The sequence below is a fragment of the Enterobacter cloacae complex sp. 372C4 genome (genome assembly GCF_050030615.1).
GTDB lineage: Bacteria > Pseudomonadota > Gammaproteobacteria > Enterobacterales > Enterobacteriaceae > Enterobacter > Enterobacter intestinihominis.
Genome location: NZ_JBLGUQ010000001.1, coordinates 3228466 through 3242413 on the forward strand (window position 1 = coordinate 3228466; position 13948 = coordinate 3242413).

Consider the following 13948-nt stretch of genomic DNA (forward strand, 5'->3'; position numbering starts at 1 on the left):
GTTATAAAAGAATTTTCCCTGGTATATGGCATTTTCGCCAATCCTCTACCATGCTCATTACACCTCACCGTTTCGCGTGGGGGCTTTTCGTAGTTGCTCATTAATCTTAAGGAAAAAGTTTATGAAAAAAACGACTGCTATTTTGTTGGGCACCGCGTTTCTGTTTACCACCAACGCCTTTGCGGCTGAAATGATGACAAAAAACGAATTCGAAAAAGTTGAGTCTCAGTACGAAAAAATCGGTACCGTGAGCACGGCTAACGAAGTCTCTGTCGACGATGCGAAAAAAGAGCTGGTCGAAAAGGCCGATAAAGAAGGTGCTGATGTGCTGGTGCTGACTTCCGGTAATACAAACAACAAAATTCACGGCACCGCCGATATTTACAAGAAAAAATAACGCTTTAGCAACCACCCCTTTCTGGGGTGGTTGTGCGCCGTACTTCTCCCCCACATCGTTTTTAACCTCTTCTCGCGCAGTGCTCCTCGTTGACGCTTGATTACGTATATATAATGCGTATAGTTCTCATTTGCATTTCATTTGATAAATACTAAGGCCCGACAACGGGCCATTTTTGCGCGCACGTTAAGAGCTCATTATGAACAACACCACAATGCACAAAACGCTGCTGGCGATTGCCATCGGCGCGGTTACACACTCCGCCTTTGCGGCGGAAGAGAAAAAAGAGGACACCATCGTGGTCCAGTCCACGGCGGGGAGTGATTTCAAACCCGGCGGTGACCAGCTGCTTCCGGCCTTCCTCGACGGCCAGGTGGCTAACGGCGGACGTATGGGGATGCTCGGGCAGCAGAACGCCATGGACGTGCCGTTCAACATCATTAGCTACACCTCGAAGCTGGTGGAAGATCAGCAGGCGAAAACCATTGCTGACGTGGTCGCTAACGACGCGGGCGTGCAGTTCGTTCAGGGGTACGGCAACAGCGCGGAAACCTTCCGTATCCGCGGCCTGAAGTTTGACGGCGACGATATGACCTTTGGCGGATTGTCTGGCGTACTGCCGCGTCAGGTGGTGGATGCCCAGATGGTTGACCGCATCGAGATCTTCAAAGGGGCCAATTCCCTGATGAACGGCGCGGCCAGCTCGGGCGTGGGCGGGATGATCAACCTTGAGCCAAAACACGCTGGCGACATCCCGCAGGCGAAAGTGGGCGTCGACTACACCTCGGATTCCCAGATTGGCACCACGCTGGATGCGGGGCGTCGCTTTGGCGATAACGACCAGTTCGGCGCGCGGGTGAACCTTGTGCATCGTGAAGGCGAAACCGGCGTGCCGAACGACCGCCGCCGCACCACGCTGCTCTCCACCGGTCTGGATTACAAAGGTGACCGTTTCCGCACCTCGCTGGACCTGGGCTATCAGAAAAAAACCTTCCACGGCAGCCCGACCAGCGTCAACATCTCGGCGGTGGACTTCGTGCCTGAACCACCGAAGAACGATCGCAACTTCTCGCAGAAGTGGGCCTACAGCGATATCGAAAACGAATTCGGCATGTGGCGCAGCGAGTACGACATCACCGATAGCTGGACGGCCTATACCGGCCTCGGCGCACAGCACGCGCACGAAGAGGGGATCTACAGCGCCCCGAAGCTGATGGATAAAAGCGGTAATGCGACGGTCAGCCGCCTTGATACCAACCGCATCAGCGATTCCGTCAGCGGCATGGCGGGCATTCGCGGTAACTTCATGACCGGCTTCGTCTCGCACAAGGTGAATGTCGGGTACTCCGCGATGACCAAAAACGAAAAAATCGCGTGGAAAATGTCTGCTGCGGCAGATAACCCGACCACCAACATCTACCACAACACTGGCGTTGCTATGCCGGACAGCAGCAACTTCAGCGGCTCAGGCGGCAAATACAGCGATCCGCTGACCAGCGGGCGCACCCGCACGCAGGGCTGGCTGTTGAGCGATACCCTGGGCGTGCTGGACGACAAACTGCTGTTTACCGCAGGCGCACGCCATCAGAAAGTGGTGATTCGCGGGTACAACAAAATTACCGGTGCGGAAAACGACGCGGACGGTTTTGACGGTAGCCGCTGGATGCCAACCTACGGCGTGGTCTATAAGCCTTGGGAGGAAATTTCCCTCTACGCCAACCACACCGAGGCGTTACAGCCCGGTGAAACCGCGCCTCGCTCAGCAAACAACTACGGCCAGAGCACCGGTATCGTGCACTCTAAGCAGAACGAAGTGGGTGTAAAGGCGGACTTTGGCCGCGTGGGCGGCTCCCTGGCACTGTTTGAGATCAAAATGCCGTCGGCCATCCTCGACGACAGCGGCCACTACGGCCTGGACGCTGAACAGCGTAACCGTGGCGTGGAGCTGAACGTTTTCGGCGAGCCAACGCTCGGGATGCGTCTGAACGCCAGCGCCACCTGGCTTCAGGCCGAGCTGACCAAAACTAAAAACGGCGTGAACCAGGGGAACGACGCGATCGGTATTCCGAACTTCTACGCCGTGCTGGGCGCAGAATACGATATCAAGCCGATTGAGGGCCTGACGGCGACCGCGCGCGTTAACCACTCCGGCACGCAGTATGCCGATCTTGCGAACACCAAAAAGCTGGACAGCTACACCACGCTGGATCTGGGTATGCGCTATCGCTTCGCGGTGAACCACAATGAAAACCAGATGACCGTGCGCGCAGGCATCGACAACGTGACCAACGAGAACTACTGGTCAAGCGTGGATGATTCCGGTACTTACATCACTCAGGGCGAGCCGCGTACCTTTAAGGTCTCGGTTGGCTACGAGTTCTAAGCGTTCCACCTCGTTATCCGGGGCAGGGACGCCCCAATCCCTTCGTTGTCGTGTTATAAAATTGTAATAAAAGCTTCTTACACTGGTCGCCACATCCTTACCTCTTGGCCAATGACAGGAAGCCGCTATGGGCAGACCCCTCAAATCCGTATTTAAAAAAGAACATCGCGACGATATCAGTAACCGCAGCGCTAACCCGGTATTCTCCGAGGTGGCAGAGGTGTTCCTCTCCCGCCGCCGTTTTCTCCAGATGGGGGCCGTAGCGGGGGCAGCCGTATCATTCCCGTATCTGATCACACCCGAGAATGCGATTGCCGCGGTCTCAAAACCGTCCGCGCTGGCAAAAGCGGTTTCCCTGGGCTTTACCAGCATTGACGTCTCCACGGAAGATACGGTCAGGGTGCCGGAAGGTTATATTGCCCGCCCGTTCTATCGCTGGGGCGATCCGACAGGCATCAAAAACAACATGCCGGCGTTTAAACCGGACGCCAGCAATACCACAGACGAACAGGCCGTGCAGGCGGGCATGCACCACGACGGCATGGCGTGGTTTAGCCTGCCGCAGGGGGCGCAAAGCCCGGAGCATGGCCTGCTGGCGATGAACCATGAATACATCGACAACGGAATGCTGTTTACGGACGGTACGGCGAACTGGAGCCTCGACAAAGCCCGCAAGGGGCAGAACGCGATGGGCGTGTCGGTGGTGGAAGTGAAAAAAACGGGCAGCGGCTGGGAGGTGGTGCGTCCGTCTTCATTCGCCCGCCGTATTACCGTCAATACGCCGATGCAGCTTACCGGCCCGGCGCGGCATCAGGACTTAATGAAAACCGCCGCCGATCCGCAGGGGGAACGCGTTCTGGGCACCATGCAGAACTGCGCCAACGGCCACACGCCGTGGGGGACCTATCTCACCTGCGAGGAGAACTGGTCGGACATATTTGTGAAAAAAGCCGATCTCAACCCGCTGGAAAAACGCTACGGCATTAGCGACAGCGATGAATCGTACCGCTGGAACGAGGTGGATGAGCGGTTCAGCGTCGATAAAACCCCTAACGAACCCAACCGTTTCGGCTGGGTCGTGGAAATCGATCCCTACAACCCGACCTCCACCCCGCGCAAGCACACCGCGCTGGGCCGCTTCAAGCATGAGGGGGCAGCCGTCACGCTCGCCGCCGATAATCGCGTGGTGGCTTATATGGGTGACGACCAAAAGTTTGAGTACATCTATAAATTTGTTTCGGATAAAAAATACGATCCCGCGAACCGCGAAGCCAATATGCAGCTGCTGACGTCCGGCACGCTGTACGTCGCCAGGTTCAACGAAAACGGCAGCGGCGACTGGCTGCCGCTTGTCTTCGGGCAAAATGGCCTGGATAAAAGCAACGGTTTTGCAAGCCAGGGCGATCTGCTGATTAAAACCCGTCTGGCGGCCGACGTGGTGGGGGCAACGAAGATGGATCGCCCCGAGTGGATAGCCGTCGATCCGCACGCCAGCGGCAGCGTCTACTGTACGCTCACCAACAACAGCGATCGCGGTAAAGAGGGCAAGGCACCGGTCGACGCCGCTAACCCGCGCGCCAACAACGTGTACGGGCATATTATGCACTGGCTCGAAGAGGGGGCCGATCCTGCCGCCTCACGCTTTAAGTGGGATATTCTGGTCATGGCCGGGCGCACCGACGGCGACGATCCGAAGGCCAAAGGCTCGATGCAGGGCGCGGAATTTGGCAGCCCGGACGGCCTGTCGTTTGACCACCAGGGCGTCCTGTGGATCCAGACCGATGTCTCCTCCAGCACCATCAATAAGAAAGCGTACGAGGGGATGGGCAATAACCAGATGGTGGCTACCATTCCAGGCACCAACGAGTATCGCCGATTCCTGACCGGGCCGCGCGGGTGCGAAATCACCGGCATTGCATTTACGCCAGACAACCGGACGCTGTTTATCAACATTCAGCATCCGGGGGAGGGTGGGGATGATATTACCGACCCGGCCAACCCTCGCGCTGTTTCCAGCTGGCCAGACGCGAGCCCGAACGGGCGTCCGCGATCGTCAACGGTGGTGATAGTCAAAGCAGACGGCGGGATCATCGGGTCGTGACGTTTATCCGCCGGGCGCATGCGCTGGCCCGGCGTTAAGCTTGCTACCACCAGCATGAAGTGTTAAAACGTGCCCCTTCTAAAAAAGAGACAGGGGTAGGGCGTGAAAGACGCGTCATCCGCTTCAGGCCATGGTAGCGCTGAAGCTTCGTCGGATCAGAGTCCGACGCTGCAACGTGGTTTGCAAAATCGACATATTCAGTTAATTGCCCTTGGCGGCGCGATCGGTACCGGGCTGTTTCTCGGCATCGGCCCCGCCATTCAAATGGCTGGCCCGGCGGTTCTGCTGGGTTACGCTCTCGCAGGGATTATCGCCTTCCTGATCATGCGCCAGCTCGGCGAGATGGTTGTTGAAGAGCCGGTGTCCGGCTCCTTCGCGCATTTTGCCTATAAATACTGGGGTCCGTTCGCAGGCTTCCTCTCCGGCTGGAACTACTGGGTGATGTTTGTGCTGGTGGGGATGGCAGAGCTGACCGCCGCAGGCATCTATATGCAGTACTGGCTCCCGGACGTGCCAACGTGGATCTGGGCGGCGGCCTTCTTCATCATTATTAACGCCGTTAACCTTGTGAACGTGCGCCTGTATGGCGAGACCGAGTTCTGGTTTGCGTTGATCAAGGTGCTGGCGATTATCGGCATGATCGGCTTTGGCCTGTGGCTGCTGTTCTCCGGCCACGGCGGCGAGCGTGCATCGATCGACAACCTGTGGCAGCACGGCGGCTTCCTGGCGACTGGCTGGAAAGGGCTGATCCTCTCGCTGGCGGTCATTATGTTCTCCTTTGGCGGTCTGGAGCTGATAGGTATTACCGCTGCCGAAGCGCGCGATCCGCACAAAAGCATTCCGAAAGCGGTCAACCAGGTGGTGTACCGTATCCTGCTGTTCTATATCGGCTCGCTGGTGGTGCTGCTGGCGCTCTATCCGTGGGTGGAAGTAAAATCTGACAGCAGCCCGTTCGTGATGATCTTCCATGACCTGAACAGCAACGTGGTGGCTTCCGCGCTGAACTTCGTCATTCTGGTGGCGTCTTTGTCGGTATACAACAGCGGGGTCTACTCCAACAGCCGCATGCTGTTTGGCCTCTCCGTACAGGGCAACGCGCCGAAGTTCCTCACCCGCGTCAGCCGTCGCGGCGTGCCGATCAATTCGCTGTTCCTTTCCGGCGCTATCACCTCGCTGGTGGTGCTGATCAACTATCTGCTGCCGAAAGAGGCGTTTGGCCTGCTGATGGCGCTGGTTGTCGCCACGCTGCTGCTGAACTGGATCATGATCTGCCTGGCGCACCTGCGCTTTCGCGCCGCGATGCGCCGCAAGGGGCGCGAGACGCAGTTCAAGGCGCTGCTCTATCCGGCGGGGAACTACATCTGTATCGCCTTCCTCGGCCTGATTCTGGTGCTGATGTGCACCATGGATGAGATGCGCCTGTCAGCGATGCTGCTGCCGGTGTGGGTGGTGTTCCTGTTTGTTGCGTTTAAACTCTCTCGAAGGTAAAAGCAAAACGGCAACCTGGTTGCCGTTTTTAGTGTTTGCCCCCTCTCCCTGTGGGAGAGGGCCGGGGTGAGGGCACCAGACCGCACCAAACCAGACCGCACCACACTGCCCGCCTTCACGCCCGGCACCGCTGCGCTTACCGGGCCTACATGTTCGGGGACGTTATTTAGTAGGCCGGGTAAGGCGAAGCCGCCACCCGGCACCTCCCCTTCACCATTATCGTGACCCCTCTCCCAATTCTGTTTCGATCCACAGGATCTTTGTTTTGTAATCGATTACTTTTCATTTGAACGAATTTGTAATCGATTACTTTTTCCGGGTGAGGCTTATCATGGTGTCAACTGAGAGTAGTGAAAAGGCGATAACGCAGCACCGGCTGCTGGTGCCGCGTCTGTCGCTGATGATGTTTCTGCAATTTTTTATCTGGGGTAGCTGGTCGGTCACGCTTGGCCTGGTGATGACCCGGCACAACATGTCTCTGCTGATTGGCGACGCGTTCTCAGCCGGGCCCATCGCCTCCATTCTTTCGCCGTTCGTGCTCGGGATGCTGGTGGACCGCTTCTTCGCTTCACAGAAGGTGATGGCGGTGATGCACCTCGCGGGCGCGGCGATCCTCTGGTTCGTGCCGGGGGCGCTGATTGCTGAGAACGGCGCGCTGCTGATTGGCCTGCTGTTTGGCTACACGCTCTGCTACATGCCAACGCTGGCGCTGACCAACAACATCGCGTTCCACAGCCTGGCAAACGTGGATAAAACCTTCCCGGTGGTGCGCGTGTTTGGCACCATCGGCTGGATCGTGGCGGGCATTTTTATCGGCGTCACCGGCGTGGCGTCCAGCGTGACCATCTTCCAGGTAGCGGCGGTCAGCTCCGTGCTGCTGGCGCTCTATAGCCTGACGCTGCCGCACACGCCAGCACCGGCGAAAGGCCTGCCTGTGAAGGTGCGCGATCTCTTCTGCGCGGACGCCTTCGCGCTGCTCAAAACCCGCCACTTCTTCGTCTTCTCCGTCTGCGCAATGCTGATCTCCGTCCCGCTCGGCACCTATTACGCCTACACCGCCTCGTATCTGGCGGATGCCGGCATTGCCGACGTCAGCACCGCCATGTCCTTCGGGCAGATGTCTGAGATCGTCTTCATGCTGGTTATTCCGCTGCTGTTCCGCCGCCTGGGCGTGAAATATATGCTGCTGATCGGCATGCTGGCGTGGTTCGTGCGTTATGCCATGTTCGCGCTGGGCGTCAGCGAGGAGGGGCGCATTCTGCTGTATCTGGGCATTCTGCTGCACGGCGTCTGCTACGATTTCTTCTTTGTCGTCGGCTTTATCTACACCGACCGCGTGGCGGGAGAAAAGGTCAAAGGCCAGGCGCAGAGCATGATCGTGATGTTCACCTACGGCATCGGCATGCTGCTCGGCTCGCAGATTTCAGGGGCGCTTTACAACCGCCTGGTGGCAGGGCAGACCGTGCCGCAGGCGTGGGTTACATTCTGGTGGATCCCGGCGGTGGCTGCCGCGGCGATCGCGCTGATTTTCCTTCTCACGTTTAAGTATGACGATGACAAGGCGTAATGTTCTGGAGGTGGTATGAGGACAATGAAAGGACCGGGCATTTTTCTGTCGCAGTTTATTGGCGGGGAAGCGCCCTTCAACACGCTCGACGGGCTGGCAGAATGGGCGGCGTCGAAGGGTTACAGAGCGGTGCAAATCCCCTGCAACCATCCGCATATCTTTGATGTGGAGAAAGCCGCAGAGAGTCAGGCCTACTGCGACGACATCACCGCTAAGCTGGCCGCGCACGGGCTGGTCATCAGCGAGCTGTCGACCCATCTGGAAGGGCAGCTTGTGGCGGTGAACCCGGTTTACAGCGAGGCGTTTGACCACTTCGCACCCGCATCCGTGCGCGGTAACGATGCGGCGCGTCAGACGTGGGCAACGGAAAAACTGAAGCAGGCGGCGGTCGCCTCGGCCCGATTAGGGCTGAAAGCGCACGCCACCTTCTCCGGCTCGCTGGCCTGGCCGTTTTTCTATCCGTGGCCGCCGCACAACGAGCAGCGTTTTCAGGAGGCGTTCGAGGCGCTGGCAACCCGCTGGCGGCCGATACTGGATACCTTCGACGAGCAGGGCGTGGACGTCTGCTTTGAGCTGCATCCGGGGGAAGATCTGCACGACGGCGTAACCTTCGAGCGTTTTCTGGCGCTGGTGGATAACCATCCGCGCTGCAACATACTCTACGACCCGAGCCACATGCTGCTTCAGCAAATGGATTACCTGACCTTTATTGATCTCTACCATGCGCGCATTAAAGCGTTCCATGTCAAGGACGCGGAGTTCCGCCCCAGCGGGCGCAGCGGCGTCTACGGCGGCTACCAGCCGTGGATCAACCGCGCCGGACGTTTTCGCTCGCTGGGTGACGGGCAGATCGACTTTAAGGGCATCTTCAGCAAGCTGACCCAGTACGACTACGACGGCTGGGCGGTGCTGGAGTGGGAGTGCTGCCTGAAGGATGGCGATACTGGCGCGAGTGAAGGCAGCGAATTTATCCGCCGCCACATTATTCCCGTTTCCGGACGGGCGTTTGATGATTTCGCCGCAGGGGGCAGCCATGATTAACGTCGGGATTATCGGTAGCGGGTTTATTGGCCCGGCACACATCGAGGCGCTCAGGCGTCTCGGGTTTGTGCAGGTGGTCGCGCTCTGCGACGGTTCGCTCGTTAAGGCGCAGGAAAAGGCGCGCCAGCTAAATGTGCCGCATGCTTACGCCAGCGTGGAAGAACTGCTCGCGCACCCCAATCTGCATGCGGTGCACAACTGCACGCCGAACCACCTGCACGCGGAGATTAACCGCCAGATCCTGCGCGCGGGCAAGCACGTGTTTTCCGAAAAGCCGCTGTGCATGACGCCGGACGAGGCGCGCGAGCTGGTGGCGCTGGCAGAGCAGGCGGGCGTGGTGCATGGCGTGAGCTTTGTCTATCGTCAGTTTGCGATGGTGCGCCAGGCGGCGAGCATGATGCGCGCGGGCACCCTCGGGCGGCTGTTTGCCTCGCACGGCAGCTATTTGCAGGACTGGATGCTGCTGGAAACCGACTACAACTGGCGGGTGGATGCCGCGCTCGGCGGCGCATCGCGGGCGGTGGCGGATATCGGCTCCCACTGGTGCGATACGGTGCAGTATGTCACCGGCAGGCGCATTACTGAGGTGATGGCTGATTTATCCATCGTCTGGCCGACGCGCAAGGCTAACGTGGCAGGCAATCAGACGTTTACGCACGACGAACATGCTCACTATGAAGATAAACTGGTCACCACCGAAGACTTCGGCTCGGTGCTGTTGCGTTTTGACGACGGCAGCAAGGGCAGCTTTAGCGTCTCGCAGGTGAGCGCGGGGCGAAAAAACCGCCTGACCTTTGAAATTAACGGCAGCGAGCAATCGGTGGCGTGGGATCAGGAAACCCCGCAGCAGCTGTGGATCGGCCATCGCGCCCGGGCAAACCAGACGCTCAGCGACGATCCGGGTTTGATGAACCGTGATGTGGCCGACAGCGCCCATTTCCCCGGCGGACACATTGAAGGCTGGCCGGATGCTTTTAAAAATATGATGGCGCAGTTTTACCGTGCCGTGCAGGCGGGAGCGATGCCGGATAAGCCGCAGTTTGCCACCTTCCACGATGGCGCCAGTGTGATGTATATCCTTGATGCGATTGTGAAAAGCCATCAGCAGCAGCGCTGGGTGCGTGTGGAATACTGACGCATTGCCCGGTTCGCCGGGCAACCAATTTATGGTAGCCTGCACAAAACGCTAACCGCAGGATGTATCGTCGCTATGTCAATTCAGAAAATCGCTCAACTGGCCGGGGTATCCGTGGCAACGGTCTCTCGCGTACTGAATAACAGCGATACCGTGAAGGCGAAAAACCGCGAGCGCGTTTTGCAGGCGATCCAGGAGAGTAACTACCAGCCCAATCTGCTGGCGCGTCAGCTGCGCACCGCCCGCAGCTATATGATCCTGGTGATGGTCTCGAACATCGCCAACCCGTTCTGTGCCGAAGTGGTGAAGGGCATCGAAGCCGAGGCGGAGAAAAACGGCTACCGCATTCTGCTGTGCAACTCCGGCTCGGATATTGAGCGCTCCCGCTCGGGCTTAAGCCTGCTCTCCGGCAAAATCGTCGACGGCATTATCACCATGGATGCGTTCTCGAAGCTGCCGGAGCTGGCCGCGCTGATTGGCAACGCGCCGTGGGTGCAGTGCGCCGAATACGCCGATGCGGGCGCGGTCTCCTGCGTGGGGATTAATGATGTTGATGCCTCTCAGCATGTTGTCAGCCAGCTTGCCGACGGGGGCCGCAAACGCATTGCGCTCATCAACCACGACCTCAGCTACAAATATGCCCGTTTGCGCGAACGCGGCTATAAGAGCGTCATACACCTGCGGGATCTGGACTATCAGGCGGTGGAGTACGCCAGTGAGCTCAGCTCCAGTGCGGGCATGGCGGCGATGCAAAATCTGTTAAAGGCAAACCCGCCGGATGCGGTGTTTGCCGTTTCCGATACGCTGGCGGCGGGGGCGCTGCGCGCCATTCAGCAGGCAGGGCTGCGGGTGCCAGAAGATATCGCGGTGGTGGGTTTTGACGGCACCGAGCTGGCGGAGATGATTTCTCTCACCACCATTGAACAACCGTCGCGGGATATCGGGCGCAAGGCGGTCAATCTGCTGTTAAATAAGATCGACAACCCGGATGCGCCCACGGAAAGGGTCATGATGGACTGGCGCTTTATTTCCCGCGCCAGCACCTGATTATCTGGCGATGACGCCAGCCAGCGAGCGAATATCGTTTCCGGTTGGCGACTGGTGAATACGCAGGCCAAATTCATCCACCACCGCGAAAATATGATCGAAGATGTCGGCCTGAATATCTTCGTATTCTGCCCAAATCACCGTGTTGGTAAAGGCATATATTTCAATCGGCAGCCCGTTGGCATCTGGCGCGAGCTGGCGCACCATCAGCGTCATATCTTTACGAATACGCGGGTGGTTACGCAGATATTCATTCAGATAGGCACGGAAGGTGCCGATATTGGTCATCTTGCGCAGGTTTAATACCGATTCCCCTTCGCCGTTCTGCTGATTCCACAGGTTAATTTCCTCATGACGCGCGGCCAGATACGGCTTCAGTAGTTTCGCCTGAATCAGTTTCTGCTGCTCCTGCTCATCGAGGAAATGAATGCTGGTGGTATCGATATTCAGGCTACGCTTGATGCGGCGACCACCGGAGGCTGACATGCCGCTCCAGTTGATGAACGCGTCGGACACCAGCGCCCAGGTCGGGATGGTGGTGATGGTGTTATCGAAGTTGCGCACTTTAACGGTGGTCAGGCCGATGTCGGTCACCGTGCCGTTGGCCCCGTATTTCGGCATCTCCAGCCAGTCCCCGAGCTTCAGCATGTCGTTGGCGGAGAGCTGAATACCGGCCACTAAGCCCAGTATCGGGTCTTTAAAGACCAGCATCAGAACGGCAGCCATCGCACCCAGGCCGCTTATCAGAATGGCGGGTGACTGACCGATCAGAAGGGAGATAATTAATATTCCCACCAGAATGGCGCTCACCAGCTTGATGCCCTGGAATATCCCCTTCAGCGGCAGCTGTGATGCGGTGGCCATTTTCTGCGACAGATTAAAAATCACATCCAGCAGCGAGAAGAAGGAGAGCAGGGCATAGACCATCACCCACAATTTTGCGCAGGTGGTGAGCATTTCCGCCGCTTCGCTGCCTTTTTGCAGCCACAGAACCGCCTGAACGTTGACGATTATCCCCTGGAGGGTAAACGCCAGACGGTGAAATAACTTGTTCTGCGTAATGATCTGCAACCATAAATGGCTGCTGGCCTGCGCGCGTTTTTCGAAGGCGCGCAGCACCACTTTGTGCAGAATAAAATGAACGATAATGGCTGTAAGAAAAATAATACCAAAGATAATCACTAAAGAGGTGGTGTGATTAATTTCAATCCCTAACTCTTCAACCTGAGCAATTAATTCCTGCATAACGTCTCCTGTATTGATGCAGCCCCATAATGGCGGCTGCGGATCTATTATGCAAATTCAGGCAGTTTTATTTTGACGCCGGACAGGCCTTGACGACCGGTAAACACAGACGATGGCGCATACGCAGCGTGGCCACTGCCAGCACCCCCATCATGGCCGTTTCTACCATCAGGAAGACGTTGACTGCCTGGGTGTAATCTCCGTGATGATTTTGCAGCCCGTGCAGCAAAATCGCGCCGAAAATGGCCGGGCCAAGCCCCAGCGCAGCCTGTTGCAGCGTGCTTAAAATCGCGCTCGCGGACCCCGCGTCGTCAGGCTGAATATCGCGCATCCCGATACGGTAGAAGCTGTTTACAATCAGCGCCTGCCCGTATCCCACCAGCCCGGTGGCCGGGGCCAACGTCAGCGCGGTATTCTGCATTCCCCAGTGACGGAACGTGGCGATCAGCGCCACCAGGCCAACAAGCTGAATCGCAAGCCCGGTCAGCAGGATGGCGCTGGTGCTGTAGCGGGCAATCAGGCGTGGGGCGAACCAGGCGGAAATAAAATAGGTGACGCCGAGCGCGATAAAGCTGTTCCCGGACTGCCACGGCGCCATCCCCAGACCGCTTTGCATGGTCAGCGCCATACAGAACATAAACCCGGACCAGACGCTGAAAAAGAGTATCCCGATCAGCACGCCAAAGCGGATGCTGCGCAGCTGCAACAGGCGCGGCGCGATGAGCGGGTGGGCATCTTCTCGCTCTTTCTTACGCGCGTTTAACACCATCAAATAGACCAGCGGCACAATCGCCAGCAGCGCGGCCTTCAGCGGCCACGACCAGTGCCACTGCGGGCCGAGCGCCATCGGGAAAAGCAGACAGCACAGTATCGCCGTCAGCAGGATAGTCCCGGTCCAGTCAATGCGCGACGGCGTGTCGCGGCGGGTTTCCGGTACGTAGCGACGGCTCAACGCCAGCACCACCAGACAAATCGGCACGTTGATAAAGAAGGCGTTACGCCAGCCAAGCCCGGCGATGTCCGCCGACACCAGCCAGCCGCCACCCATCTGGCCGACGATAAACGCAATACCGCCGATACCGCCGAACAGACTGATCGCTTTGGCGTGTGCCGTTCCTTTTAACGTCACGTGCAACGTCGCGAGAATTTGCGGCATGATCAGCGCGGCGCCCGCGCCCTGGATAATGCGCGCGGCAAGCAACTGTTCGATATTGCCCGCTATGCCGCACAGCAGCGAGGCCAGGCCAAAACTCGCCACGCCCCACATAAACAAGCGACGGCGGCCAAGGTTATCGCCCAGCTTGCTGCCGGGGGCCAGGCAGACGGCAAAGGCCACGCCGTAGAGGGCGACGATCAGCTCCAGTTCGGTGGCGGTGGCGTGTAACGAATGGGTGATGGAATCCAGCGCCACGTTGGTGATCGAGGTATCAATCAGCGGCAGCATCTGGCCGGTTAACAGCAATATCAGGCCCGCACGACCCGGTGAAACAACTGACGTATTCATGGTGACTCCATTGCGTCAAACAGCGTAGAGTCGTAGCATC

At 58.1% G+C, this 13948-nt stretch carries 10 protein-coding genes; 8 read left to right on the plus strand and 2 right to left on the minus strand.

What is annotated here, in order from left to right; translation table 11 throughout:
• The first annotated feature begins 121 nt into the window (after positions 1-121).
• The 8 genes from yahO to ACQG11_RS15805 all read left to right on the plus strand — a co-directional run bounded on the left by yahO (position 122) and on the right by ACQG11_RS15805 (position 11159).
• Positions 122-397, plus strand: a complete 276-nt coding sequence (gene yahO / locus ACQG11_RS15770; protein ID WP_022647318.1) for a DUF1471 family periplasmic protein YahO — start codon at positions 122-124, stop codon at positions 395-397.
• A 199-nt stretch (positions 398-596) separates the two neighbouring features.
• Positions 597-2780, plus strand: a complete 2184-nt coding sequence (locus tag ACQG11_RS15775) for a TonB-dependent receptor (protein WP_058646014.1) — start codon at positions 597-599, stop codon at positions 2778-2780.
• A 127-nt stretch (positions 2781-2907) separates the two neighbouring features.
• Positions 2908-4881 carry a PhoX family protein gene (locus tag ACQG11_RS15780; protein ID WP_105322517.1) on the plus strand — a complete coding sequence of 658 codons (1974 nt, stop codon included), beginning with the start codon at positions 2908-2910 and terminating at the stop codon, positions 4879-4881.
• Positions 4882-4983: 102 nt separating this feature from the next.
• Positions 4984-6369: a phenylalanine transporter gene (gene pheP, locus ACQG11_RS15785; protein ID WP_023305623.1), complete on the plus strand. Its 1386-nt coding sequence runs from the start codon at positions 4984-4986 to the stop codon at positions 6367-6369.
• A gap of 331 nt (positions 6370-6700) precedes the next feature.
• Positions 6701-7936: an MFS transporter gene (locus ACQG11_RS15790; RefSeq protein ID WP_023299501.1), complete on the plus strand. Its 1236-nt coding sequence runs from the start codon at positions 6701-6703 to the stop codon at positions 7934-7936.
• Positions 7937-7951: 15 nt separating this feature from the next.
• The gene (locus tag ACQG11_RS15795) at positions 7952-8977 is read left to right on the plus strand and encodes a sugar phosphate isomerase/epimerase family protein (protein ID WP_038415576.1); all 1026 of its coding nucleotides are present in this window, start codon (positions 7952-7954) and stop codon (positions 8975-8977) included.
• Entirely contained in the window at positions 8970-10112 is a 1143-nt protein-coding gene (locus ACQG11_RS15800; protein WP_155025017.1) for a Gfo/Idh/MocA family protein, read from the plus strand. The genes ACQG11_RS15795 and ACQG11_RS15800 overlap by 8 nt, the downstream gene beginning before the upstream one ends.
• A 75-nt stretch (positions 10113-10187) precedes the next feature.
• Complete coding sequence (locus tag ACQG11_RS15805) at positions 10188-11159, plus strand: LacI family DNA-binding transcriptional regulator (protein ID WP_023299504.1); 972 nt, start codon at positions 10188-10190, stop codon at positions 11157-11159.
• Here the strand turns inward: ACQG11_RS15805 and ACQG11_RS15810 are convergent, their stop codons facing one another.
• Positions 11160-12404 carry a mechanosensitive ion channel family protein gene (locus tag ACQG11_RS15810; protein ID WP_022647326.1) on the minus strand — a complete coding sequence of 415 codons (1245 nt, stop codon included), beginning with the start codon at positions 12402-12404 and terminating at the stop codon, positions 11160-11162.
• 67 nt (positions 12405-12471) lie between these two features.
• Complete coding sequence (locus tag ACQG11_RS15815) at positions 12472-13908, minus strand: MFS transporter (protein WP_426728557.1); 1437 nt, start codon at positions 13906-13908, stop codon at positions 12472-12474.
• Between the last annotated feature and the right edge of the window lie 40 nt (positions 13909-13948).